Origin of the sequence: Streptomyces sp. NPDC059866, assembly GCF_042731325.1 — a bacterium.
Lineage (GTDB): Bacteria > Actinomycetota > Actinomycetes > Streptomycetales > Streptomycetaceae > Streptomyces > Streptomyces flavusporus.
This window is the reverse complement of sequence record NZ_JBHWJT010000007.1, coordinates 249,988-273,815: the sequence shown is the minus strand read 5'-3', so window position 1 is coordinate 273,815 and position 23,828 is coordinate 249,988. Positions and strand designations below refer to the sequence as shown.

The 23,828-nt window shown below is 69.5% G+C and carries 20 protein-coding genes; 13 read left to right on the top strand and 7 right to left on the bottom strand.

Annotated elements, in window-relative coordinates; all coding sequences use genetic code 11:
• Positions 1 to 3: 3 nt before the first annotated feature.
• Positions 4 to 1,242 carry an MAB_1171c family putative transporter gene (locus tag ACFV7R_RS13575; RefSeq protein WP_385263259.1) on the bottom strand — a complete coding sequence of 413 codons (1,239 nt, stop codon included), beginning with the start codon at positions 1,240 to 1,242 and terminating at the stop codon, positions 4 to 6.
• A 212-nt stretch (positions 1,243 to 1,454) separates the two neighbouring features.
• Here ACFV7R_RS13575 and ACFV7R_RS13570 point away from each other — a divergent pair, with 212 nt between their 5' ends.
• The 9 genes from ACFV7R_RS13570 to ACFV7R_RS13530 all read left to right on the top strand — a co-directional run bounded on the left by ACFV7R_RS13570 (position 1,455) and on the right by ACFV7R_RS13530 (position 12,235).
• Positions 1,455 to 2,813: an extracellular solute-binding protein gene (locus tag ACFV7R_RS13570; RefSeq protein ID WP_385263257.1), complete on the top strand. Its 1,359-nt coding sequence runs from the start codon at positions 1,455 to 1,457 to the stop codon at positions 2,811 to 2,813.
• Positions 2,810 to 3,751, top strand: a complete 942-nt coding sequence (locus tag ACFV7R_RS13565) for a carbohydrate ABC transporter permease (protein ID WP_385263255.1) — start codon at positions 2,810 to 2,812, stop codon at positions 3,749 to 3,751. Before ACFV7R_RS13570 ends, ACFV7R_RS13565 begins: the two co-directional genes overlap by 4 nt.
• Positions 3,748 to 4,611: a carbohydrate ABC transporter permease gene (locus ACFV7R_RS13560; protein ID WP_385263253.1), complete on the top strand. Its 864-nt coding sequence runs from the start codon at positions 3,748 to 3,750 to the stop codon at positions 4,609 to 4,611. The genes ACFV7R_RS13565 and ACFV7R_RS13560 overlap by 4 nt, the downstream gene beginning before the upstream one ends.
• 21 nt (positions 4,612 to 4,632) lie before the next feature.
• Positions 4,633 to 5,598: an arabinan endo-1,5-alpha-L-arabinosidase gene (locus ACFV7R_RS13555; protein WP_385263251.1), complete on the top strand. Its 966-nt coding sequence runs from the start codon at positions 4,633 to 4,635 to the stop codon at positions 5,596 to 5,598.
• A gap of 106 nt (positions 5,599 to 5,704) precedes the next feature.
• Positions 5,705 to 7,219: an alpha-N-arabinofuranosidase gene (locus ACFV7R_RS13550; RefSeq protein WP_385263250.1), complete on the top strand. Its 1,515-nt coding sequence runs from the start codon at positions 5,705 to 5,707 to the stop codon at positions 7,217 to 7,219.
• A 547-nt stretch (positions 7,220 to 7,766) separates the two neighbouring features.
• Positions 7,767 to 8,687 carry a carotenoid biosynthesis protein gene (locus tag ACFV7R_RS13545; RefSeq protein WP_385263248.1) on the top strand — a complete coding sequence of 307 codons (921 nt, stop codon included), beginning with the start codon at positions 7,767 to 7,769 and terminating at the stop codon, positions 8,685 to 8,687.
• 195 nt (positions 8,688 to 8,882) lie between these two features.
• Positions 8,883 to 10,070, top strand: coding sequence for an NAD(P)/FAD-dependent oxidoreductase (locus ACFV7R_RS13540; RefSeq protein WP_385263373.1), 1,188 nt, complete (start codon positions 8,883 to 8,885; stop codon positions 10,068 to 10,070).
• Between the two features lie 268 nt (positions 10,071 to 10,338).
• The gene (locus ACFV7R_RS13535; RefSeq protein WP_385263246.1) at positions 10,339 to 11,235 is read left to right on the top strand and encodes an RNA polymerase sigma-70 factor; all 897 of its coding nucleotides are present in this window, start codon (positions 10,339 to 10,341) and stop codon (positions 11,233 to 11,235) included.
• Between the two features lie 547 nt (positions 11,236 to 11,782).
• Positions 11,783 to 12,235, top strand: a complete 453-nt coding sequence (locus tag ACFV7R_RS13530) for an iron chaperone (protein WP_385263245.1) — start codon at positions 11,783 to 11,785, stop codon at positions 12,233 to 12,235.
• A 12-nt stretch (positions 12,236 to 12,247) separates the two neighbouring features.
• On the opposite strand, the gene ACFV7R_RS13525 is transcribed toward ACFV7R_RS13530, so the two are convergent.
• On the bottom strand, positions 12,248 to 15,046 hold the full coding sequence (locus ACFV7R_RS13525) for an ATP-binding protein (protein ID WP_385263243.1): 2,799 nt from the start codon (positions 15,044 to 15,046) through the stop codon (positions 12,248 to 12,250).
• 137 nt (positions 15,047 to 15,183) lie between these two features.
• Here ACFV7R_RS13525 and ACFV7R_RS13520 point away from each other — a divergent pair, with 137 nt between their 5' ends.
• Positions 15,184 to 15,684, top strand: a complete 501-nt coding sequence (locus tag ACFV7R_RS13520; protein ID WP_385263241.1) for a pyridoxamine 5'-phosphate oxidase family protein — start codon at positions 15,184 to 15,186, stop codon at positions 15,682 to 15,684.
• Positions 15,685 to 15,697: 13 nt separating this feature from the next.
• Here ACFV7R_RS13520 and ACFV7R_RS13515 read toward each other — a convergent pair whose 3' ends face one another.
• Both ACFV7R_RS13515 and ACFV7R_RS13510 read right to left on the bottom strand, forming a co-directional pair.
• On the bottom strand, positions 15,698 to 15,946 hold the full coding sequence (locus tag ACFV7R_RS13515) for a DUF397 domain-containing protein (protein WP_385263240.1): 249 nt from the start codon (positions 15,944 to 15,946) through the stop codon (positions 15,698 to 15,700).
• On the bottom strand, positions 15,943 to 16,767 hold the full coding sequence (locus ACFV7R_RS13510; RefSeq protein ID WP_385263371.1) for a Scr1 family TA system antitoxin-like transcriptional regulator: 825 nt from the start codon (positions 16,765 to 16,767) through the stop codon (positions 15,943 to 15,945). The genes ACFV7R_RS13515 and ACFV7R_RS13510 overlap by 4 nt, the downstream gene beginning before the upstream one ends.
• 139 nt (positions 16,768 to 16,906) lie before the next feature.
• On the opposite strand from ACFV7R_RS13510, the gene ACFV7R_RS13505 reads away from it, so the two are divergent.
• A complete protein-coding gene (locus ACFV7R_RS13505) occupies positions 16,907 to 17,380 on the top strand; it encodes an ATP-binding protein (RefSeq protein ID WP_385263238.1) in 474 nt (157 codons plus the stop codon).
• Between the two features lie 473 nt (positions 17,381 to 17,853).
• Here the strand turns inward: ACFV7R_RS13505 and ACFV7R_RS13500 are convergent, their stop codons facing one another.
• The 3 genes from ACFV7R_RS13500 to ACFV7R_RS13490 form a co-directional block, all read right to left on the bottom strand.
• Positions 17,854 to 18,942 carry a hypothetical protein gene (locus tag ACFV7R_RS13500; protein ID WP_385263237.1) on the bottom strand — a complete coding sequence of 363 codons (1,089 nt, stop codon included), beginning with the start codon at positions 18,940 to 18,942 and terminating at the stop codon, positions 17,854 to 17,856.
• A gap of 177 nt (positions 18,943 to 19,119) precedes the next feature.
• Positions 19,120 to 19,950, bottom strand: a complete 831-nt coding sequence (locus ACFV7R_RS13495) for a transferase (RefSeq protein ID WP_385263236.1) — start codon at positions 19,948 to 19,950, stop codon at positions 19,120 to 19,122.
• Positions 19,947 to 21,212, bottom strand: a complete 1,266-nt coding sequence (locus tag ACFV7R_RS13490; RefSeq protein ID WP_385263234.1) for a glycosyltransferase family 4 protein — start codon at positions 21,210 to 21,212, stop codon at positions 19,947 to 19,949. Before ACFV7R_RS13490 ends, ACFV7R_RS13495 begins: the two co-directional genes overlap by 4 nt.
• A 196-nt stretch (positions 21,213 to 21,408) precedes the next feature.
• Between ACFV7R_RS13490 and ACFV7R_RS13485 the strand changes: the two genes are divergently transcribed.
• On the top strand, positions 21,409 to 22,389 hold the full coding sequence (locus ACFV7R_RS13485; RefSeq protein ID WP_385263232.1) for an arabinan endo-1,5-alpha-L-arabinosidase: 981 nt from the start codon (positions 21,409 to 21,411) through the stop codon (positions 22,387 to 22,389).
• Complete coding sequence (locus ACFV7R_RS13480; protein WP_385263230.1) at positions 22,371 to 23,804, top strand: family 43 glycosylhydrolase; 1,434 nt, start codon at positions 22,371 to 22,373, stop codon at positions 23,802 to 23,804. The genes ACFV7R_RS13485 and ACFV7R_RS13480 overlap by 19 nt, the downstream gene beginning before the upstream one ends.
• Positions 23,805 to 23,828: the final 24 nt, after the last annotated feature.

Here is a 23,828-nt window from a genome sequence, read left to right as displayed (position 1 = left end):
GGGTCACTCATGGACGGGCACGCTCCGTGCGGGGGTGGCCGTGCGGGCGCGTACCGCCGCGAGGACGTCGGGGCGGCGCAGGGCGCGGGACACGGCGTAGATCTCCTGGAGCAGATCCGTGGTGTCCTGGTCGCCGGTGCCGGTGGTGTCCGGGGAGCGCCGTCTGGCGTCGACGGCGTCCTGGATCGTCACGGCGGCGGCGTAGGCCTTCGCCGGGCCGGGGTCGAGGCCGAGGGCGAGCGCCGCGTCGTACGCTCTGCGCTGCTGGTCCGCTTCGATGTGCCGGGCCAGCGGCAGCAGCACGTCGCGGATGAACGTCTCCCGGCGGATCAGACGCAGTTCCTGGGTGGAGTGCAGCACGAAGGGCACGCCGGGGCCGTTCACGGAGCGCATCAGCAGGTACAGGGGCCGCAGTTCATGGTGGGCGAGCCGGACCCGCCAGCGGTCGTGCAGATACTGGCCGCTGTGCGGCAGGATGAAGCCGACCGCGATCAGGATGGCGGACAGACAGGCGATCGGCGGTGCGACGCCGGTGTTGAGCCAGTCGAGGTCGTGCCCGCTCCAACGGGCCGCCACGGCGGTGAACTTGGCCGCGTCGAATATCAGGTTCATCGCATAGCCGGCCCCGAGGGAGATCAGACCCCAGCGCAGCCAGGCGTCGAGTCCGTCGGTGCGGACCCAGTTCCAGATCAGCTTGGAGGTGATCAGGACGGCGACACAGTGCGCGACCAGATAGAGCACCGTCATCTCGCGCATGAACGGTGTGTTGGCGTAGTACGTGTCCAGGTCCCGTACCCGTTCCACCGGGGCGTCCGCGAGGGCGAACAGCACCCACAGCGCGACGATCACGCCCGAGTACAGGGTGATGACCCACCGCATGGCGCGGCGCGTCGAGGCCGACCGGTCGGACAGGCCGTTGCGCCAGGCGATGATCAGCAGCAGGCAGGATCCGCAGAACGCGGTGAGCAGCGAGTACACCCAGGGCGCGGAGATGTTGGGGACGCCCGTGATCCGGTTGACCCAGGCGATCGTGGCCGGCGCCACGAACACGAACACACAGCAGGCGAGCAGCAGCAGCCCGCCGACCGCGCGCAGCAGTGGGTCCTTCCAGAGCCGGATGATGGTCGGCAGCTTGATGGCGAGAGCGGCGACCAGGATCGCCGTCGGGATCCAGATGAAGGAGCCGTACAGCTCGCCGACGAACGCGGCGGGATCCAGCGCCGGCGCGCCCGCGATGCCCATCGGACCCCCTTCTCACCGCCGTTCGGCAGCTTGTCCGAGGTTACGCGCTCGGAACTGTCCGCGTCATGTGATACGGCGACCGTAGTCCACCCCGAAACGACCGGCGCCGACCGAAAGTCCTGTCCAACCCATTGACGCGCAAGCGCTTCGATTTTACGGTCCCGTTCGAAGTTACGAGCGTATTTCGAAATATCGAACAGTAAGGGCAGGGCATGGGACAACCTGGCCTGAATCGCAGGCAACTTCTGGCCGCGGCAGGCGGACTGACGGTCGCGGGCAGCTTCGGCTTCGCCGCCCTCGGGACCGGAGCCGACGCGCTCGCCTCCGGCGCGGACACCCGGGTGCGCTACTGGAACCTCTTCAGCGGCGGCGACGGCGCCAACATGATCGCGATGCTGGACGCCTTCCGTAAGGAGAACCCCGGCATCGACGTGAAGGACTCCACCCTCCAGTGGGGCAACCCCTTCTACACCAAGCTCGCCATGGCGGCCGCCGGCAACCGCGCACCCGACCTCGGCGTCATGCACCTGGGCCGGGTCACCGGCTTCTCGCCCGGCCGCCTCCTGGACCCCTGGGACGTGGACCTGCTCGCCAAGTACGGCGTACGGGAAGCGGACTTCAACCCCGACCTGTGGAAGCGCGCCGTCATCGACGGCAAGCTCTACGCCCTCCCGCTCGACATCCACGTCCAGCTCTGCTTCTACCGCAAGGACGTACTGAAGAAGGCGGGCCTGCTCGACGGCGACGGCCGGATCGTGCCCGTGACGTCGACCGGCGAGTGGTTCGACGTGCTCAAGGAGGCCAAGAAGGCCACCAAGAAGGGGCTGCAGACCATCGGCTTCTGGCACAACGACCAGAACTTCCAGTGGTGGTTCTTCGTCGCCTTCTACACCCAGCTCGGCGGCACCTGGTTCAACGCCGCCAACACCGAGGTCGCCTTCGACACCGAGAAGGCCACCCAGGTCCTGGAGTTCCTGCGCCGGCACATCACCGACGGATACGCCAACCCGGGCTTCGGGGGCACCGCCGGCGCCGAACAGTTCCTCAACGGCGCCCCCTTCGCCTGGGAGGGCAACTGGTCGGTGCCGGTCTTCGACAGCGCGAAGGTCGACTACGGTGCCACCCCGCTGCCGCCCGTCTTCGGCAGGCAGGCCACCCACGCCGAGTCGCACGCCTTCGTCCTGCCGCACCAGTCCGACCGCGGCGGCGCCGCCAACGAGGGCGCCCACCGACTGGCCGCCTACATCGTCCAGCACGCCCAGCAGTGGGCGGCCGGCGGCCACATCCCCGCCTACACGCCGACCCTGTCCACGGCCGCCTACAAGGAGCTGAACCCGCAGAGCGAGTACGTCTCCGCGATGGACCACCAGGCCACCGAGCCGAAGGTGTGGTTCGCGGGCTCCACCGGCATCCTCGCCCAGCGCATCGGTCCCATCATCGTCTCCTCGACGATGGGCTCCGCCAAGCCGGAGGCCGTCGCCCGCCGGATGAAGGGCGCGCTCACCGAACTGCTCGGCATGAAGAACCCCATGGACGGCAAGACCGCCGCGCAGGGAGGTGCCGTCGCATGACGACCGCCAGTACAGAGACCGTCCTCGCACCAGCGCGCGCGAAGACCGCCGCGCTGAGCGCCACCGTCCGCCGCAAGCAGGGCTTCCAGCACGGCGGCTGGTTCGTCGCCCCGTTCCTCGCCCTGTTCGCGCTCTTCGTGATCTGGCCGCTGCTGCGCGGCATCTACCTCAGCTTCACGGACGCCAACATCTCCGGCGACGGCGCGCGTTTCATCGGCCTCGACAACTACCGCGAGGCCCTGCAGGACCCACTGATGTGGGACGCCCTCGGCCACAGCGCGTACTTCACGCTCCTGGTCGTGCCCTGCATCACGGTCCTCGCCTTCCTCCTGGCGATGCTCGCCCACCACATCGAGCGCGGCAAGTGGCTGTGGCGGCTGTGCTTCTTCGCCCCGTTCCTGCTGCCCTCCACCGTCGCGGGCAACCTGTGGCAGTGGCTGTTCAACCCCGGCACAGGCATGATCAACCACGTCTTCGGCATCGAGACGCCCTGGCTGACCGACAAGTCGTACGCGATGCTCGCCATCGTCATCACGACCCTGTGGTGGACGGTCGGCTTCAGCTTCCTGCTCTACCTCGCCGCGCTCCAGGGCATCCCCGAGCACCTCTACGAGGCCGCGAAGCTGGACGGCGCGAACGCCTGGCACCGCATGGTGCACATCACCCTGCCGATGCTGCGCAACATCACCGGGCTCGTGATCGCCCTGCAGATCCTCGCCTCGCTCCAGGTCTTCGACCAGGCAGTCGTGATGATGGACTTCACGCCAGGACCGGAGGAATCGACCCGCACCTTCGTCCAGTTCGCCCTCGAAGAGGGCTTCACCAGCTACCGCGTGGGCTACGCCTCAGCGATCTCCATCATCTTCTTCGTGATCATCGCGGCCGTCGCCCTCGCGCGGATGTGGCTGCTGCGCAACCGTGAGGAGGGCGGCCGATGAGCACCGCCGCAGAAATCCGCGTCAAGCCCCGCAGGTCGTCCTGGACACCCAGTCAGATCGTGCTCACCCTCCTGGGCGTGGCCGTCTCCGTGGTGTTCCTCGCCCCGCTCGCGTGGGCGCTGTTCACCTCGCTCAAGGCGGAGACCGAAGCCGTCGAGGTGCCGCCGCACTGGCTGCCGAAGGAGTGGACGGGCCAGGCCTGGTCGGCGATCTTCGAGACCGGCAACATCACCAACTGGTTCGTGAACTCGCTGGTCGTCTCGGTGTGTGTGACGACGGTGGTGCTGATCGTGAGCGCACTCGCCGGATACGGCTTCGCCCGCACCGAGTTCCGCGGAAAGAACGTCCTGCTGGGCGTCGTCATGGCAGGCCTGATGGTCTCCCCGGCGGTCCTCGGCGTCCCCCTGTTCACCACGGTCCAGCAGATGGGGATGGTCGACACGTACTGGGGCATGATCCTGCCGCAGTGCGCGCCCGCCGCGATGGTCTACATCCTCTACAAGTTCTTCCAGGGCATCCCGCGCGAACTGGAGGAGGCCGCGTTCATCGACGGCGCGGGCCGCTGGCGCGTCTTCTTCACCATCGTCGTCCCGCTCGCCCGCCCCTCCCTGGCAGCGGTCGGCATCTTCACCTTCATCGCGTCGTGGAACAACTTCCTCTGGCCGTACATGGTCACCAACAACCCCGACCTGATGACCATGCCGAACGGCATCGCGACCGTCATGAACTCCTACGGCATCCAGTGGGCCCAGCTCATGGCCGGCGGCCTGATGGCGGGCCTGCCCCTGATCGTCGTCTTCGTCTTCTTCCAGCGGCAGATCGTGGCGGGCGTCGCCCACACGGGCCTCGCCGGCCAGTAACCCCCTTGAGGAGAGCGTGAGTTGAAGCGCTTCAGACTCGTGACGCTGCTGTCCGCGGCGCTCATCGCCCTGCTGCCGAGCACGGCAGAGGCCGTGACCTACCCCGACCCTCAGCCCATCACCGGCCAGCAGATCATCCACGACCCGACGGTCATCCGCCTCAAGTCCGGCGGCTACGTCGCCTATTCGACCGGCGGCGTGATCGGCGCCCGCCTCTCCAAGGACCGCGTCCACTGGGAGGACGCCGGCAACGCCTTCGCCGAGCCGCCGAGCTGGTGGTACGAGTACAACGACACAGGGGACCCGTGGGCGCCCGACATCTCCTACCGCGACGGCCGCTACTGGCTGTACTACGCCGTGTCGTCCTGGGGCACCAACCACTCCGCGATCGGTGTCGCGACCTCCCGCTCCGGCCTCCCCGGCACCTGGACCGACCACGGCAAGGTCTTCACCTCCGAGACAACCGACCACTGGAACGCCATCGACCCGGCGATCATCAGGGCCGACGGCAAGCTCTGGATGTCCTTCGGTTCGTACTGGACGGGCATCCGGATGGTCGAGCTGGACGAGAGAACGGGCAAGGCGGTGGAGAACGCACCCGTCCACCACCTGGCGACCCGCCCAGACGTGCCGTACGCGGTGGAGGGCCCGTACATCGTGAAGCACGGCCGCTACTACTACCTCTTCGCGTCGTACGACGCCTGCTGCTCGGGCATGAACTCGACGTACAAGATCAAGGTCGGCAGGTCGACGTCGGTGACGGGCCCGTACGTGGACAGCGTGGGGAAGCCGCTGCTGGAGGGCGGCGGTGACCTGCTGCTGGCCGGCCACGGGAGATACATCGGCACGGGAGGCCAGTCGGTCTTCCGTGACCGAGGCCAGGACTGGCTGGCGTACCACTACTACGACGCAGAGGACCAGGGCACACCCAAGCTGGGCCTGAACAAGCTGAACTGGCAAAGGAACGGCTGGCCAAGCGTCCCTTAGGGGCGCGGGGCTGTATCAATTTGCGGCTCCGCCGCGTGGGCGCGATCAACCCCCACACACCCGCAGCCGCACATGAAACACGTACCACCCTCCTCGAAAGGCGAACATGCAAAAGAAGGCCCGCTTCACTCTCGACCCCGCCTTCACCACCGGCAAGGTCAACCCCCGCCTCTTCGGCTCCTTCGTCGAACACCTCGGCCGCTGCGTCTACACCGGCATCCACGAACCCGACCACCCCACAGCAGACGCCGAAGGCCTGCGAACCGACGTCCTCGACCTCGTCCGCGAACTCGGTGTCACCGCCATCCGCTACCCCGGCGGCAACTTCGTCTCGGGCTACAAGTGGGAGGACTCGGTCGGGCCGGCAGCGGAGCGCCCCCGCCGCCTGGACCTGGCCTGGCGTTCCACGGAGACGAACCGGTTCGGCCTCTCCGAGTACATCGGCTTCCTCAAGAAGATCGGCCCGCAGGCCGAACCCATGATGGCCGTCAACCTCGGCACGCGTGGGGTCGCCGAGGCCCTCGAACTCCAGGAATACGCCAACCACCCCTCCGGCACGACCCTCTCCGACCTCCGCATCACGCACGGCGACAAGGACCCCTTCGCCATCACACTGTGGTGCCTCGGCAACGAGATGGACGGCCCCTGGCAGACCGGCCACAAGACGGCCGAGGAATACGGCCGCGTCGCAGCCGAGACGGCCCGCGCGATGCGCCAGATCGACCCGAACGTGGAACTCGTCGCCTGCGGCAGCTCGGGCCAGGGCATGCCCACCTTCGCCGAGTGGGAGGCGACGGTACTGGCGGAGACGTACGACCTGGTCGACTACATCTCCCTGCACGCCTACTACGAACCGGCCGACGGCGACATCGACTCCTTCCTCGCCTCCGCCGTGGACATGGAGTCCTTCATCGAGAACGTCGTCGCCACCTGCGACCACGTGGGCGCGAAGCTGAAGTCGAAGAAGAAGATCAACCTCTCCTTCGACGAGTGGAACGTCTGGTACATGTCGAAGTTCCAGGAGCAGAACGAGAGCGACCCGCTCGACTGGCCGGAGGCCCCGCGCCTGCTGGAGGACAACTACAGCGTCACCGACGCCGTCGTCTTCGGCTCCCTGCTCATCGCCCTCCTCCGCCACGCGGACCGCGTCACGGTCGCCTGCCTCGCCCAGCTGGTGAACGTCATCGCGCCGATCATGACGGAGCCCGGCGGCCCGGCCTGGCGGCAGACGACGTTCTTCCCCTTCGCGCAGGCCTCGAAGTACGGCCGCGGCGAGGTGCTGGACGTACGCGTCGACTCACCGACGTACGAGACCCGGAAGTACGGCGAGACCGACCTGCTGCACGCCACCGCCGTACGCGCCGAGGACGGCACCGTCACCGTCTTCGCCGTCAACCGCAGCCGCACCGAACCGCTGCCGCTCGAGGTCGCCCTGAACGGCCTCGACCTCACCCGGGTCGTCGAGCACAGTGCCCTCGCGGACGCCGACCCCGACGCCCGCAACACCCTCGACGACCCCGAGCGCGTCACCCCGCACGCGATCGAGGGCACGACCGTCCAGGACGGGCGACTGAGCGCCGTACTGGAGCCGCTGTCCTGGAACGTGATCCGCCTCGCCTGATCCGGACCGGACAAAGCCGACGGAGCCGCCGGAGGACATCTCACCCTCCGGCGGCTCCGCCGTGCTCACCCCAGGAGAACTCGTAGCGACGGCGTTCCGCTGTGTCCGGTGTGCGCTACGTCTCATCCGCGGGCTGTTACGGCAGCGGGGTGGCTGGTGTCTTGATGCCGAGTCCACGACATGGGGAGAGACGATGAGCGGGAACGCCGAGCGCGGTGGTTGCCGGCGGCGGGGACGGGGCGTGACGGCGGGCCGGCAGCCTGGCTCGGTCTCGGCGCGATGGTGTGCCGGTGACCGTGGTCGATCCGCGTCCCGAGTTCGTCGAGCGGATCCGCCTGCACCAGCTTCTGACCGGGCACGCACCCGGGCCTGAGTGCGGGCGTCGGCACGCCGGTCGGGCCGGTGGGGCCCTACGGCCGCCAGTCCACCAGCGCCTGGGTGTCTCGAGTGTTCACCGGGTACCGCCGTGCCGTCCCCGACGCACCCGAACCCGCGGACCCCACCGACTGGCCGCATTCCGGGGGCGCTTCCACCACACCCTGGCACTGTGCGCGGCGGCGGAGGCAGCTGCACCCACCATTACAGGAGAAACAAAATGAACCCATGGAACCGCGTCCTCTGGCTGCTGGCAGCCGCCGCAGCAGCAGTGGGCCTCACCGTACCGCTGACCGGGACACACATCGCGGTGCCGATGCTGCTGCTGTCGGTCCCGTTCGCGCTGATCCACGGGGTGCGGAGATACGGGTGGCGGACGCTGCTGTTCTTTCTGGTCGTGACCCTGGTGGTGAGCAACTTCTTCGAGAACCTCAGCGTTTCCACCGGGTTCCCCTTCGGCCAATACCACTACACGGGCCATCCGCAGCTGATTCATGTGCCCATCGAGATCGGACCGATCTACTTCGGTCTGGGCTACCTCTGCTGGCAGGTGGCCAACACCTTGCTCGACGAGGCGGACAGCCGTCTGGGCGGCTCGTCCGGGTCGGTCGCCGGCCGGGTCGAGGTGGTGGCGCTGCCGATGCTGGCCGCGGCACTGATGACCATGTTCGACCTCGGCGTCGACTCGATCGCCGCCACCGTGAAGCGGGTCTGGGTCTGGGAGGACGGGGGCGGGGTGTTCGGGGTGCCCTACACCAACTATTTGGGCTGGTGGTTTGTCACCTATCTCTACTTCCAGATCTTCGCCCTGTATTTGATGAAGCGTCAGCCGGCGTCGGCCTCGGTGTCGGTGCGGACCGAGGGGCGGGGGGTGCTGGCGCAGAACGTGCTCTTCTACGGGGCGCTGGGACTGAGCTCGGTTCCCTACTTCATCGGCGCCTCCGGTGACATGGTCAAGGACGGGGCCTCGGTCAGCTGGAGCGGGGACGCGATCAACGAGACGTTGATGACGATCAACCTGTTCGGCACGGTGTTCGCTGCGCTTCTTGCCGCGGTCAAGCTGGCTCGCAACGACCTGGCCCTGCGACGCTGATTCCGACTGACGCAGAACGGCCGCCGCTCGGCTTTCCGGCGGCCGTTCGCGGTGTTTTCCAGCGAATGCGGTGAGCCCGACCTCGTCAGGGCCGCATTTCGCGGCATTTGATGTGCGCCACGTCTCATCCGCAGGTTGTTATGCCGGACGGGCAGCCGGTGTCTCCATGCCGAGTCCACAACACGAGGAGACATGATGAACGGGAACGTCGAGGTAGTCGTGATCGGCGGCGGGTACGGGGGCGTGACGGCGGCCAATCGCCTGGCTCGGCGCGATGGTGTGTCGGTGACCGTGATCAATCCGCGTCCCGAGTTCGTCGAGCGGATCCGCCTGCACCAGCTCGTGACCGGCTCCGATGACGCGGTCGAGGGCTTCGACAGGGTCATGGGCGGGAACATCCGGCTGGTGGTCGACACCGCGACCCGGATCGACGCTGCCGAGCGTCAGGTGTCGCTGGCGGGCGGTGGCACGGTCTCCTACGACTACCTCGTCTACGCGGTGGGCAGCGGCGCCGCCGATCCCGGCGTCCCCGGAGCGGCGGAGTTCGCTCATTCGGTGTCGGACCTCGAGGGGGCGGAACGACTGCGGTCGGCGCTGGATACGACGCCCGCGTCGGCTCCGGTGACCGTGGTCGGGGCCGGCCCGACCGGCCTGGAGACCGCCGCCGAGCTGGCGGAGGCGGGCCGCAAGGTCACCCTGGTCTGCGGCAAGGTGCTCGGCCCCTCCCTGCACGCCCGAGTCCGCCGCCCGGTCGCCCGCCGGCTCGCCAAGCTGGGTGTGACCGTCCTCGAAGGACCCGGTACGAAGGTGGCGGAAGTGACACGCGACGGCGTACGGCTCGACGACGGCCGCGAGCTGCCCAGCGCGGTGACGATCTGGACTGCGGGATTCCGTATCCCGGACCTGGCCGCCCGCAGCGGGCTGCGCACCAACGCCGAAGGCCGTCTGGTCACCGACACGACGCTGACCAGTGTGGACGACGAGCGCATCATCGCCGCTGGGGACGCGGGAGTGATGCCGGACCACCCGTTCCGGCTGAGCTGCCAGGCCGCCACGCAGCTGGGCCCGGCGGCCGCCGCCACGATCCTGCGCCGGATCGCGGGGAAGAAAGCCTCTCCCGTCCGGATGTTCTTCGCCGGGCAGTGCCTCAGCCTCGGCCGGAAGGGGGGCGTCACCCAGTTCTCCTACCCGAACGACAAGGTGAACGCGCTCAGCATCAGCGGGCGGACCGGTGCCGGCGTCAAGGAGATCGCCTGCGTGTTCACCCTCAACAAGTTGGTGTCCGGGGCACGCAAGGCCAGTTCCCGCGGATCCCACGGCGACAGCACCGACCGCGTGGTGACGCCTCAGCCGGAACACCCCACGACGCCGTCCAACACCTGACGCGCGGGCCGGCCGCCAAGACCCCTCCTTCGCGGCCGGACCGACCGGTCCGGCCCGAGAAGGACCGAGCCGGAGCGACAAGCACACAACGCCGCGGCCTCGTAGGCCGTGGCCGCGCTCCGGGGCGCCGGCCCCACAGCCCGCCCCTCCCACATGGCCTGATCAGTGGGAAGGCTGCTGCCGACAACCCGTCATCGGACCGGGTACATGTTCTTCACGGCCTGCTTCCGGCACATGGGGCCAACCACAAGAGAGTGAAACGCACGACATGAACGACCACGTCACCGACCCCGCGACCGAGGCCTTCGTCGCCCACCGCAACCTGCTGTTCACCGTCGCCTACGAGATGCTCGGATCGGCGGCGGACGCCGAGGACGTCCTCCAGGAGGCCTGGCTGCGGTGGGTCAAGGTCGACCTGGAGCAGGTGCAGGACCAGCGCGCCTACCTGGTACGGATCACGACCCGCCAAGCACTCAACCGGCTGCGCACCCTCAAACGGCGCAAGGAGGCCTACGTCGGCCCCTGGCTGCCCGAGCCCCTGCTCACCGCGCCGGACGTGGCCGAGGACGTCGAGCTGTCCGAGAACCTGTCGCTGGCACTCATGTTCATCCTCGAAACCCTCTCACCGACCGAACGCGCCGTCTTCGTGCTGCGCGAGGTCTTCGACATCGGCTACGAGGACATCGCGGCCGCAATCGACAAGAGCCCCGCCGCCACCCGCCAGATCGCCTACCGCGCCCGCCAACACGTCGACGCCCGCCGGCCGCGCACATCGGTTTCCCCGGAAGAAACCCGGGAAGCGTTGAATTCGTTCCAGTCCGCGCTCGAAACCGGGGACCTGCACGGGCTGCTCGACGTACTCGCCCCGGACGTTGTTTTCGTCAGCGACGGCGGCGGCTTCAAGCTGGCGGCCCTGCGGCCGGTCACCGGCGCCGACAAGGTGCTCCGTTACATGGCCGGCAGTGTCGAAAAGGCCGGCGGCACCTTCACCAGTGAGCCCACGACGGTCAACGGCAACCCCGGACTCATCCTGCGCGTGGACGGCGTGATCGACGGCGTGCTGGCCTTCCGCGTGGAGAACGCCCGCGTCACGGGTCTCTACTACGTCCGCAACCCCGAAAAGCTCACCCGCGTCGAGTCCGAAACCCCCCTCACCTCCCGCTGACCGTCTCCCCGCGACCCGGCCGACCGAGGTGCGCGGTAGCGCAGGCGTCGCGGAACAAGCCGCTGACTCGACGCGGCAGACGATCACCCCAGCACGATCAGCCGGACGACCAGCACGAGCACCCCACCTCCGGCTCACACCAGCCCCACTGACCAACACATTTCAAGACGGCAACGTCTCAATGGGCAAGCGTCGCCCGGACCTTCGGGTCCGGGTCGACCGTCGGCCGGGCGCGCAGCGCCGGTTCGGCGATCTCCCGCGGATACGCCTGATACACCGTGATCGGTGAATGCGGCCAGAAACGGTGGCGCCGCCTCGGCCGGTGGGCGCTGCCGTACGCGATCCAGTTCGGCGGCGATGCTCTCCTCGCTGTGGATCATTCGCCGATCCTCCCAGGCATCACTACTCGGCCGCCCGGTAGTCAGTGGTGGTTTCCGTGGTCAGCACGGAGGCGGTCCGTGCGCCGGGCGGGAGAGGCTGTGGTCGCAGTGATCGGGCCCGGTAGGACACGCCGGCCCGATCGTGACCCACGGCTACGGGAGTGACCATGAGCAGCACCGAAAGCAGCACGTACGAGGGGTTTACGGCCGAGGAGCGGGTCGCGATGAAGGAGCACGCCCAGGAGCAGAAGAAGGCAGCGCGCCGCGGCTCGCGTGCGGACAAGGCGGCGGAGGCGGAGCGGGACGTGCTCGCGAAGATCGCCGAGATGCAGGATTCGGACCGGATCCTGGCCGAGCGCGTCCATGCCGTCGTCACCGCCGGCGCCCCGGTTCTCGCGCCGAAGCTCTGGTATGGCATGCCTGCTTATGCGCGGGACGGCAAGGTCGTCTGCTTCTTCCAGAGCGCGGCGAAGTTCAAGTCCCGCTACGCGACACTCGGGTTCAGCGACCAGGCGAACCTGGACGAGGGCACGATGTGGGCGACCGGTTTCGCCCTGACCGAGGTGACGGCCGAGGCGGAGGCGCGGATCGCCGCACTCGTGAAGCAGGCGGTGAGCTGAGGGGCACGCCCGCTACCGGACGGCCTTGGGCGCGAGGCCGAGGCCGGCCAGTGCGGTCGTGCCGGCGGTGGCATGGTCGCCGCCGGCGAGCAGCAGCGTGCGCGCCGACTGGTAGGGGCAGCCGGCCGCGTCGAACGCCGCTGCGGCGGCGAGCTGGCGCGGCAGGTCGCCGTCCAGCAGCGCCTCCGCCCGGTCCACCTGGGCGGTGGCGACCGGGTTACCGGTGACCACGGCGCGCGCGGCGTCGATCCGGGCCCGGGCGTCCGGGTGCCCGGCGAGCGCCGCCGTCTCCGCCCGGAGCGACACGTACCAGTGATGCCAGATCCAGCACACCCACTTCCACACCTCATCCGGCTTCGGCGCGACCCGCTCCAGCGCGGCGTCGACCTCTCCGTGGTGGAGCAGGACCATGGCGTCGAAGACCGCACCGTAGCCGTGATGGTGCTCCGCCGCCGTGTCCGCCCGGTCGAGGACCGCGAGCCAGGCCGCCCGGGCGTCGTGGTCGCCGCGCAAGCCGTGGATCATGGCGACCGACGCGGCTGCGGCGCCGAGGGAGAGTGAGCGCTGCCGGCCGCTCTGCTCCCACGCGTCGAGGAACCTCACGCTGCGGGTGAGTACCTCGTCGGCATGGCCGGCGAACGCGTCCGCGGTCAGGATCCAGGATGTGGCGTGGTGACCCGCCTCGGCCAGCAGCGGGTGGTCCGCGAGCTGCCTGCCCCACCGACGGGCTTCCGGCAGCTTCCCCACACCGAGGGAGGTTCCGGCGGCCATGGCGAGGGCGTCCATCAACTCGTGCGTCCTGGCGGGAGTTGGCGGCACAGAGGCCAGGATGTCGATCCGGCGCCGGGCGATGCCCGCGACGGCGAAGGCATCACCGGCCCAGCTCCGGGCGCCGGAGAGCGCGTCGAGGGCGGCCGACTCCGCCACCGGGTCGCCGGTGCGCCGGGCGAGCCCGACGGCCTGTTCGGCTCGCTCGACCGTCTCCTCAACGGTGTTGTCCGCGGCTCCCTGAATCGCGCCGTACGCGTCCGTGAGCACCGCCGCCTCGGCCAGCGCGACAGCCGCCTCGGCGGCCGGGGTGTCACCGGACAGCTCTCGCGCCTCCGCGAGCATGGCGGTCACCTCGTCCACGGGGGGAATGCGCGTGAACGAGGTGGAGAAGCGGTACGCGACGGTGGCGGCGTCCGCCAGGTCACGGCCGGCACCGGCGTTGTCCCCGGCCCGGCGGGCGGCCTCCGCGGCGGCACGATGCAGTCGGAACATGTCGTCGCCGAGCCTGCGGCACCCGGCCACTGAGGCGGCATGCCGCAGCGCAGCGGCACCGGCACCGGCGTCGTCGTCAACGAGCCGGGCCGCCTGCTCGTACCGCTGCTGGGCTTCGCCGAGCAGGTTGCGGGTGAACGCCAACTCGGCCAGGGCCAAGGCGAGATGGCAGGCGTCCGCGCGCCGCTCGGGCTGTTCGGCGGCCCAGGTGAGAGCGGCCCTGAGGTCGTCCGCCAGAGCGTCGAACCGGGCGCGCCAGTCCGCGCCGCCGGCTCCCATGAGGGCGGTCGCGCCGGCCAGGCACCAATCCACGTGGCGGGATCGGACGTCGATCAGCTCACCGGCGTCGGCGAGCCGCTCCGTCCCGTACTGGCGGATGGTCTCCAGCGGCTGGTAACGGGTGCCGGCCGCGGACGGTGTCACGGCGAGCAGGCTCTGCTCGGCAAGCCTGCCAAGCCCATCCGTGACCGCGGCCGGATCCAGCGGGGCGAACCCGGCGACCGCAGTGGCCGCCTCGGCGGTGAACGGCACGGCGAACACCGACACCCGCCGCAGCAGCGCCTGATCCTGCGGCTGAAGCAGGTCATGGCTCCAGTCGAGCACCGCCCGCACCGACCGGTGCCGGTCGTCGGCGCGGGGCCCGCCGGTGAGGATCCTCAGCTGATCGGAGAGACCGGCCGTCAGGCCGTCCAGTCCGAGCGTGGGCCACCGTGCCGCCGCCAGCTCGATCGCCAGCGCCATGCCGTCGAGCCGTTCGCAGAGGGCCACGACCCCCTCGCTCACCGCCGGACCCGGCGGCAGGCCGACCGCCGCCGCCCGGTCCATGAAGAGGGCCACCGCCTCCGACGCGTCGCCGCCGGCCCGCGACAGCGGCGGGACCGGGAAGACCCGCTCGAACGGCACCATCAGCCGGGCCCGGCTCGTGGCGAGCACCCGCAACCGCGGGCACGCCGTCAAGAGCCGCTCCAGGAACGGCGCCACCCCGTCGCGTACCTGCTCGCAGTTGTCCAGCACCAGCAGCGCCCGGTGATCCGCCAGCGCGGCCGGCACCGCGTCGTCGATGTCGCGCCCGGGTTGCTCGCCCACACCCACGGCCGCCGCGACCGCAGCAGCCACCCGCCCCGGTTCGGTGACCGGGACCAGATCGACGAACCACACCCCGTCGGCGAAGTCGTCGGCCACCTCCGCCGCCACCGCCAGCGCCAGCCGCGTCTTTCCCACCCCGCCCGGACCGACCGCCGTCACCTGCCGGTGCGCCTTCACCGCCTCGGCCAGCTCCCTGCGCTCGCGCCCCCGGCCGACGAACGCCGTCAGCGGTGCCGGAAGGGCGGCTGCCGAGCGCGACTGTTCAGCGGGAGCGAGTTCCGCCGCGCGCCGGGACAGCGCCCGCCGGTCCGGCACCTGAAGCTTGCGCAGCAGCGAGGAGACATGCGACTCGACCGTGCGTACGGAGATGAACAACCGCGCGGCTATCTCCGCGTTGCTCAGGTGCTCCCCGAGCAGCGCGAGCACGTCGGCTTCCCGAGCCGAGATCACTGAACTGGACACCGGCTCATTATCCGTGGCGGTTCCGTGGCCGGCACGGAGGTGGACCGCACCCCGGCCGGGAGAGCCTGGTGACCACAGCGATCAAGCCCGACAGGACACACCGGGCCGATCGGGACCCACGACCAAGGGGAGTGACCATGACCCGTTCATCCACCGGGGGAATCAAGACGGTGCTGCAGGCCGAGGTGACCGCCGGACCCCGAACCCGTGCTCAGCGCCGCCGCGACACCGAGCACCGGCTCACCCACGATGTCGATGTCTGGGTGGCCAGTGCCTCGGCGGACGGCGCACCGTATTTGGTGCCGCTGTCCTTCGACTGGGACGGCGAGGCGATGCTGGTGGCCACCCCGACGGACAGCCCGACCGGCAGGAACCTGGCCGCCACCCGGGTCGTCCGGCTGGGGCTCGGCCACACCCGCGACGTAACCATGATCGACGGCGAGGTCGAGGCCCTCGAGATCGACGCGCTGCCGCAGCAGCGGGGAGACCGGTTCGCCGCGCGCACCGGCTTCGACCCGCGCACGCCGGCCACGCCATACCGCTGGTTCCGCATCACCCCGCGCCGCATCCAGGCCTGGCGCGAGGAGAACGAGTTGTCCTACCGCGAGTTGATGCGCGACGGCTGTTGGCTGGTGTGACGCTCAGGTCCCGTCAAGTTGCGTGTGCCGCAAGGGAGATGAAGTTCATCCAAGCGGCAGGGGTGACTGTGAGGTGGGGGCCCTGTTTGTTCTTGGAGTCGCGGATGTGGATGGTGGTGGGGGAGGGGGCGACTTCTACGCAGTCGCCGTCACCGCCGCTGCTGTAACTCGACTTGTGCCAGGAGAGGGCGACCTCGACGCAGTCGTCGCCGGAGCCGCTGCTGTAGCTGCTCTTGAACCAGACCAGTTCATTGGTGCTCATAAGGCTCCTCGCATCCGCTGCAACAGGCTCACGGAGTCTTTGATGGTGAGAGCCTGTGAGCGCATCCTGGCATATCGCATCTGGAGCACGCTGACCACCTTTGGGTCAGCGATGAGCTGGCCGCTTTCCTGCCCCTCGCAGTAGGCGAACCACTTGTTCTCCGGCGTCTCCAGCAACCGCATGGGGCCGTGCAGTCCCGCGTGGGTCTCCTGCACCTGTGGCATGACCTGAATCTCGATGTTCCGCAACTCCGCGATCTCCAGCACATGGTCGATCAGCTCGCGCGTGACCTCCACCCCACCCGTGCGCCGCAGGAACAGCCCCTCCTCCAGGATGAAGCCGAAGGCGGTGTTGGGTCGCTCCCGAAGTAACCGTTGCCGCTCCGCCCGAGCGATCCACTGCGCCTCGATCTGCTCGTCGTCGAGGGGCGGCAGCTGGTTGGTGAACAGTGTCCGGGCATAAGCCTCCGTCTGCAACAGTCCTGGAATCAACCGGCATTCGTACGTGTACAGCGTGATCGCGGTCGCCTCCAACCGCGCCCACCGCCGAAACCACGCCGCCAGTCCCGGTTGCCGAGCCAGATGCTGTGCCGCCCGTCGCAACGCCCCCGTATTCCCGAGCACTGCCTCCGATCGCTCCGCGAACGTCGGATCCGGCATCCGCCGCCCCAACTCCACTGAAGCCACCGTGTGTTTGGAGAGCTCCACCCGGTCCCCGAACTCCTCCCGGCTCAACCCGGCATGCTCCCGCAATGCCTGTACGACCGCCCCGAACGTCCGCAGACTGTCCGACGACTCCGGCTCGCCACCCGTACCCAGCACATCGACCACTGACGGTCACCTCCCGCACCCATGGTCACGGCTGGTGATGAGTACTGTCCACTCCGTAACCGCGTACGCTCGAGCAGCGTACGCGCCGCCGACCTGGTGAACTGCCCCGCACAACCGCCAGATTGGGTGCATGACCGCACCGCTCACTCCCCAACAGCCGGTTACCGTACGTATGTTCACCCAGCGCCTCAGCGCCACCCCGCGCGGAGCCCGCCTCGCCCGGCACCTGGCCCTGAACCAGCTGCACGCCTGGGGCATCCCGCACGGCTGTGACGCCTCCGACGCCATCGCCGTGATCGTCGCCGAACTGGCTGCGAACGCCGTGCTCCACGGCCGCGTTCCCGGGCGGGACTTCGAACTGCGGCTGTCCCTGGTCGCGGGAAGCGTACGCATCGAGGTCACCGACACCCGCACGGAGCCACGTCCGCCGGATCCGGATGCCGTACGGACGCCGGAGCCGCTCGAGGAATCCGGGCGCGGCCTCGCACTCGTCGCCGCGCTCGCCGCCCGTTGGGAGGTACTGGACCGTGAACCACCGCCAGGAAAGACCGTACGCGCCGAGATCGACGTGCCGCCTCTTTCCCGCTGCGACAGGCCCGCTTGAACGGATCAGCCGCGACGAACGCGGTGTGAGCTCGGTGGTTCGGGCCTCCGCCAATCAGTCCCTTCCATCCCGCCTCCCGCGGCCCGCGTCGATGAATGCGCCCACCGGCGCAAGGCCGCCGAGCAGACTCAGCGGTGCCCGGGCCGTGCTGACGGCGCCCTGCCGTGTCCGCAGGAGTGGTGCAGCGGCTGGGAATGCAACACATCCGCCAGATGTGTTGCACCTGCGGATTCCCCTACCGGTGGGCGACCGCCGTGCACCGCGTCAGTGGACGCGGCCTCCTGGGGCCGCGCAGCCGCCTGGCCGGTCGAGCGGCGCCATCCATCCGCCATCTGTCGGCAGGCAGTTGAGCAATACGCTCGACGGCCCCGAGCGGGTCTCCCCGGACCTGGTCGAGGGCACGGGACTCCAGGACGGTCGGCTGACCGCCGTCCTGGAGCCGTTGTCCTGGAACGTGATCCGGCTGGTGTGGTTCAGCGCTCGATCCGGACCTGGGCGGGCGGATAGGGGGAGGAGGACGTCGTACCGACTCCCCAGTAGCCGCCCGTACCAGGCACGGACACCAGGGAGTTGATCACCACAGGAGCCGACGAGGCGGCCCCGCGCTCACTCACCCAGGCCGCCCCGTCCCACCGCAGGTGATGCGCCCGGTTCTGGTCCCAGAAATCCCAGCCGGAAACACGGTCGGGCAGTCCCCGCTCGTCGCCCACGATCCCGGTGAGCATGCCGACGGTGAAGGGCGCGGTGACGCTCCGCCAGGTGCTGCCGTCCCCGTGGAGGAGGGTGACGCCGGGGGGTTTGCCGGGCGGGCCGCCGACTCCGTAGTCGTAGCCGGTGAGCCAGATGTCGTCGTCGGCGACCGGGAGCAGTCCGGTGACGGTGGCGCGGATGCCCTGGTAGGCGGGGAGCTCGGTCCACGCGGTGCCGTTCCAGCGGGCGACGATTCCGGTGCCGTAGACCCAGACGTTGCCGTCGGGGGTCACCCGGACGCCCGAGGGGGTGGCCGCGGCCCCGCTCGGCGGTGCCGCCACCCACGACCAGCCGCCTCGCCCGCCGCGCAGCAGCACCGAGCCGTCGCTGTTACGGCCGGAGCACCAGGCCTGCCCGTCGGGGTCCACCGCGACCCCGGTGAGGACAGTCCCGGCCTGCCCCCGCCCCGGGAAGTCGGCCTCCTGCCAGGTGCGCCCGTCCCAGGCGAGCAGGTGCGTCGCACCGGAGGCGTCGGTGCCGACCGCCCAGGCGGAGCGGGCGCAGGTGCCGGCGACGGAGTGCAGGGAGCCGCCGAAGCCGAGGTGGGCGAGGCCGACGCGGGTCCATGTCCCGCCGTCCCAGGCGAGGGCCAGCGGCGTGCCTCGGGTACTGCCGTTGCGCCCCTCCTCGCCCACGGCCCAGGCGAGGCCGGGCCCGGCGGCGGCCACGTCGATCAGGTGGGCGGCGGGAGTGCAGTCGGGCGCGGTGACCGCCTGCCAGTCATGGGGCTCCGCGGCGTCCAGGTCCGCCGCACTCGCCGTACCGCTGCTGGTGGAGGCGAGCCCGAGCCCGACCGCCCCCGCACCGAGCACGCTCCCTAATCCGCTCAGAAAGCTCCGTCTTCGCACGGCCTTCCCCCTCATCCTCGGCGTTCGTCACGGGCCAACACCGTGGACCGGCCCGCCGCAAAAGGCAATGCAGAAGCGGGTGCCGACTCGCGGTGGGCGCAGTCGGAGGCGTGATCCGTGGCGAGACAGCCGTCGCCCACCTCAACCGGCCTTCGTCACCTCCACGGAGAGGTCGTTGTCGACGGTGTAGTAGGGACGCAGGACGGCACCGCCGAGCGTGACCGCCGGGTGGACGAAGACCTCCTTGCGGTCTGCCAGGTCGTCGAGCAGACGGGCGACCCGGATGAGAGGCGCCTGCGCCGCAGGCCGCACGAAGACGTCCCAGACGCCGCTTCCGGCGTCCGTCCCGGCGGTCAACTCCCCGTGGTCGACCGTGAAGGAGAAGCTTCGGCCGTCAGGTGCGGGCCGTGGCTCCAGGGGGTGCACGGTGCCGCTGCCGCCCCGCAGGCGCAGGTGCACGGCGGCTCCCTCCTGGAACGAGGCGCCGTGCAGGCGGGCGCCGACCGTCATCGAGCGGTCCGTGATGTCGATGCCGTCGACCTCCGCGTGGGCGGGGCGCAGCCAGGTCCGTACTGCGAGGTACCCGTCCTTGGTGACGTAGGGAACCCGGACGGCCAGCGGTGACTGCCGGTCGCGGAGGTGTCCGTCGACCAGGGCCCGCAGGTCACGCAGGCCCGGCCGCAGACGCTGCCGCTCGGATCCCGGTTCCCGGAGCAGGTACACGTCCCACCGGCCCTCCTCGAGAACGGGCTGCGGGCCCAGGACGGCGCGCAGGCGACCGTCGGCGGCGGGTGCCAGGCCGAGGGTGTGCAGCGTCTTCTCGGGCCGGCCCTTCTTCGGACGCAGCCGGAGCAACACCTGCGGCCCTTCGGCCGGCAGCGGCGGCAGATCGAACGTGATCCGGCCGTCCGGCTCGACCACGCAGCCGACGCGCGGATCCACACTCTGTGCCGCATTCTGTTCCGTGCTCATCGCTGTCCCTTCCGGACCATGCGCAGCGCGCTGCTCGCCGAGGCGAACGCGGCGTCGCGGGCGGCGAAGCCCTGGCTGACCAGGGCGCGGTGCATACGGGCGCGTTCCGGTACGACGGGCCGTCCCGCCCTTCTCGCCGAGACCGCCTCCGTGAACAGTCGCTCGGCCTGCTCGACCACGGGGCCGGGAGCGAACCGCCGCGCGTTCTCCAACGCCGCACGGCCCATACGGCGGCGCCCCTCGTCGTCACGGACCAGTTCGAGCAGGGCCGCGCCGAGCGCGGCACGGTCCCCGACCGGCACCAGTCGGCCGTCGACCCCGTCCTCGATGATTTCGCCGGGTCCGTAGGGGCAGTCGGTGCTCACCACCGGCAGGCCGCAGCGCATCGCCTCGACGATCGTCATGCCGAACGGCTCGAAGTTGGACGCGGCCGCACCGATCGAGCCCTTGACCCACTCTCCCTCCATGGGGGCCGCCGCACCCATCAGGAAGACGTTGTTCCACAGGCGGAGGTCCATGATGAGCTGCCGCAGCCGATCGTGCTCCTCACCCTTGCCGTAGATGCGCAGCTGCCAGTCCGGGTGTTCGGCGGCAACCATGGCGAAGGCCTCGATGAGCAGGTCGTAACGTTTCACCGGGACCAGTCGGCCGGCCGCGACGACCACCTTCGCCGAGCCGTCGACGGCCGGCAGCACGGGATCCGGCACGCTGTTCGGGAGGGCCTCCACCCGGACCCCGGGCAGCCACATCTTGCGCCGGTAGGCGGCGGCGTCCGCCTCGGTCACCGTGGTCAGCGCGTCGAGCCGGCGGTAGGCCCGGCGCAGCGTGGTGCGCAGCCGGGGCGGATGGTTGTCCAGGGTGAGGTGCTCCTGTCCGATGCGGACGACATGCTCCGGAGCCTGGAGGGCGAGGTGGACGTTCAGCCCCGGCCGGGTGCCGATCACCACGTCGGCGTCGATCGTGGCGAGACACTCGGCGATCCGCTGGTCGGTCAGCTCGCTGTACTGCCCGTAACGGTACTCGGCGCGGGGGAACACCCCCGCCGGTCTCAGATGCAGCGGATGGTTCTTCTCCTGCCGCAAGTCCACGAGCGGCCTGAGCGACACTCTCGGGTCCAGGGTGAAGTTCGGGTGCTCCCGGTGCCGTAGCACGGAGACGATCTCCACCTCGTGCCGCTCGGCCAGTGCGTGGGCCAGGTTGAAGGTGGTGGTGATCGTGCCTCCGATTCCGTAGGCGTTGTGGAGCAGGAAAGAGATCTTCATGGCGGGCTAGACCATGGCAGCTCATCGGCAGTTGCCGCCCGTTACCACTTCGTAGTGCGCCCGCTGTGACTGCGCGGACCATTGACGCGCAAGTGGTTCGATTCTACGGTCCCGTCCGAGCTTGCGATCGCTGTTCGAAATCACGGACATGCGGGCGCTTCCTTTCCAACGCCCCCCACCCGCAAGGAGGATCCGCGTGAGCCGCACCTCCCGAACGACCAGAACCGCACTCCTCGCCCTCCCCGCCGCAGCCCTGCTCGCCCTCATCCCGAGCACGGCGAGCGCCTACCCCAACCCCGGACGGGTCACCGGCTCCGTCGTCACCCACGACCCGACGATGATCCGCACCTCGTCCGGCCAGTACCTGCTCTACGCCACCGGCGGAGGCATCGCCAACAAGACGTCGAGCGACCGCATCGCCTTCAGCGCGGGCGCCGACGCCTTCGGCAGCCGTCCCAGCTGGTGGTCGAACTACTCCTCCGTGCCGGAGGCCTGGGCACCGGACATCTCGTACCACGGCGGCAAGTACCTGATGTACTACTCCGTCTCGAAGTTCGGCTCGAACACCTCCGCCATCGGGCTCGCCGGCTCCACTACCGGCCAGCCGGGCAGCTGGACCGACTACGGCATCGTCTACACCTCCAGCTCCTCCAGCGACTACAACGCCATCGACCCCAACCTCTTCGTCGACGGCGACGGCAAGTGGTGGCTGTCCTTCGGCAGTTGGTGGACCGGCATCAAGATGATCCAGATCAATCCGTCCACCGGGAAGCAGCTCTCCTCCAACACCACCCGGTACTCCCTCGCCTCCCGCCCGACCGGGACGAAGGCCGTCGAGGCGCCGTTCATCGTCAAGCGGGGCGGCTACTACTACCTCTTCGCCTCGTACGACACCTGCTGCGCCGGCACCAGCTCCACGTACAAGGTCAAGGTCGGCCGCGCCACCAGCATCACCGGGCCGTACCACGACAAGAACGGCGTCTCGATGATGAACAACGGCGGGACACCCGTCCTCGAGTCGCACGGCAGCATCATCGGGCCCGGCGGGCAGTCGATCATGAACGACGTGGACGGCGACCTGATCGTCTACCACTACTACGACGGCAACGACAACGGCACCCCCAAGCTCGGCATCAACCTCCTGAACTGGAGCAGCGGATGGCCCGTCGCTTACTGACCCTGCTGGCGGCCCTCCTGCTCGCGCTCGGCCTCGGCCAGTCCTCCGCGAGCGCCGCCTCGTTCACCAACCCGGTCAAGTCCGTCAAGGGCGCCGACCCCTGGATCTCGTACCACAACGGCAACTACTACCTGGTCACGACCAGTTGGACCAGCGCCATCACCATCCGCAAGTCCACCACCCTCGCGGGTCTCTCCACCGCTCCCGGCGTGCAGGTGTGGACCGGCGACGCCGCCTCCCGGTGCTGCAACATCTGGGCGCCGGAGCTGCACTTCCTGAACGGCCGCTGGTACCTGTACTACGTCGCCGGGCAGAACGTGTCCGACTACATTCCGACGCAGCGCACCCATGTGCTGGAGAGCGCCGGGTCCGATCCCATGGGGCCGTACACCTACAAGGCGCAGCTCAACTCCGCCTGGATGCTGGATCCGACCGTCGCCACCATCAACGGCTCTCTTTATCTGTTCGGGAGTGCCAGTGGCGGGACGCAGAACCTCGTCGCCGCTCGGATGTCGAATCCGTACACCGTCAGCGGGGCCTTCTCGACGGTCTCGACGCCGACGTACGACTGGGAGCGGCAGGGCGGCACGGTCAACGAGGGCCCGGAGATCCTCCAACGCAACGGGCGGACCTTCCTCATCTACTCCGCGAGCGGCTGCTGGACCCCCGACTACAAGCTCGGCCAGCTCGAACTCACCGGGTCCCACCCGCTCTCCGCCTCCTCCTGGACGAAGAAGTCCACGCCCGTCTTCCAGCGCAGTGACGCAGGCGGCGTCTACGGGCCCGGCCACAACGGGTTCTTCACCTCGCCGGACGGCAGTGAGAGCTGGATCGTCTACCACGCCAACGACAGCGCGAGCGAGGGCTGCGACAACGGGCGGACCACCCGGGCGCAGAAGTTCACCTGGAACTCCGACGGCACGCCGAACTTCGGTACGCCGGTGCGGCTGGGGGCCTCGCTCGCCGGGCCGTCCGGTGAGCCGGCCTCGGCCTCCACGACGTACACCATCACCAACCGCAACAGTGGCAAGTGCCTTGATGTGGCGGGAGGTTCGAGTGCCGACGGGGCCAATGTCCAGCAGTACGGCTGCAGTGGCGGCAACAACCAGCGATGGCGGCTCGAGGATCTCGGTGACGACACCCACCGGCTGGTGAACGTGGCCACCGGCAAGGTGCTCGACACCGCGAACTGTTCCGCCGACGACGGGGCCGATCTGCGGCAGTGGTCCTGGCTGAACAACACCTGCCAGCGGTTCCGGTTCGTCGCCACCGACGGCGGCCACGTACGGATCGTCAACCAGGCCACCGGCAAGGTCGCCGACGTCGCCGACTGCTCGACGGCGGACGGGGCCGACGTACGCCAGTGGACGTGGCTGAACAACGCCTGCCAGCAGTGGCGGCTGACTCCGGCCTGACCAGGCGGGCGCCTGTCCCGCCTG

Coding starts and splice junctions, on each gene's coding strand:
- ACFV7R_RS13575 (WP_385263259.1), bottom strand. CDS start 1,242: ATGGGCATCGCGGGCGCGCCGGCGCTGGATCCCGCCGCGTTCGTCGGC.
- ACFV7R_RS13570 (WP_385263257.1), top strand. CDS start 1,455: ATGGGACAACCTGGCCTGAATCGCAGGCAACTTCTGGCCGCGGCAGGC.
- ACFV7R_RS13565 (WP_385263255.1), top strand. CDS start 2,810: ATGACGACCGCCAGTACAGAGACCGTCCTCGCACCAGCGCGCGCGAAG.
- ACFV7R_RS13560 (WP_385263253.1), top strand. CDS start 3,748: ATGAGCACCGCCGCAGAAATCCGCGTCAAGCCCCGCAGGTCGTCCTGG.
- ACFV7R_RS13550 (WP_385263250.1), top strand. CDS start 5,705: ATGCAAAAGAAGGCCCGCTTCACTCTCGACCCCGCCTTCACCACCGGC.
- ACFV7R_RS13540 (WP_385263373.1), top strand. CDS start 8,883: ATGAACGGGAACGTCGAGGTAGTCGTGATCGGCGGCGGGTACGGGGGC.
- ACFV7R_RS13535 (WP_385263246.1), top strand. CDS start 10,339: ATGAACGACCACGTCACCGACCCCGCGACCGAGGCCTTCGTCGCCCAC.
- ACFV7R_RS13530 (WP_385263245.1), top strand. CDS start 11,783: ATGAGCAGCACCGAAAGCAGCACGTACGAGGGGTTTACGGCCGAGGAG.
- ACFV7R_RS13520 (WP_385263241.1), top strand. CDS start 15,184: ATGACCCGTTCATCCACCGGGGGAATCAAGACGGTGCTGCAGGCCGAG.
- ACFV7R_RS13515 (WP_385263240.1), bottom strand. CDS start 15,946: ATGAGCACCAATGAACTGGTCTGGTTCAAGAGCAGCTACAGCAGCGGC.
- ACFV7R_RS13505 (WP_385263238.1), top strand. CDS start 16,907: ATGACCGCACCGCTCACTCCCCAACAGCCGGTTACCGTACGTATGTTC.
- ACFV7R_RS13495 (WP_385263236.1), bottom strand. CDS start 19,950: ATGAGCACGGAACAGAATGCGGCACAGAGTGTGGATCCGCGCGTCGGC.
- ACFV7R_RS13490 (WP_385263234.1), bottom strand. CDS start 21,212: ATGAAGATCTCTTTCCTGCTCCACAACGCCTACGGAATCGGAGGCACG.
- ACFV7R_RS13480 (WP_385263230.1), top strand. CDS start 22,371: ATGGCCCGTCGCTTACTGACCCTGCTGGCGGCCCTCCTGCTCGCGCTC.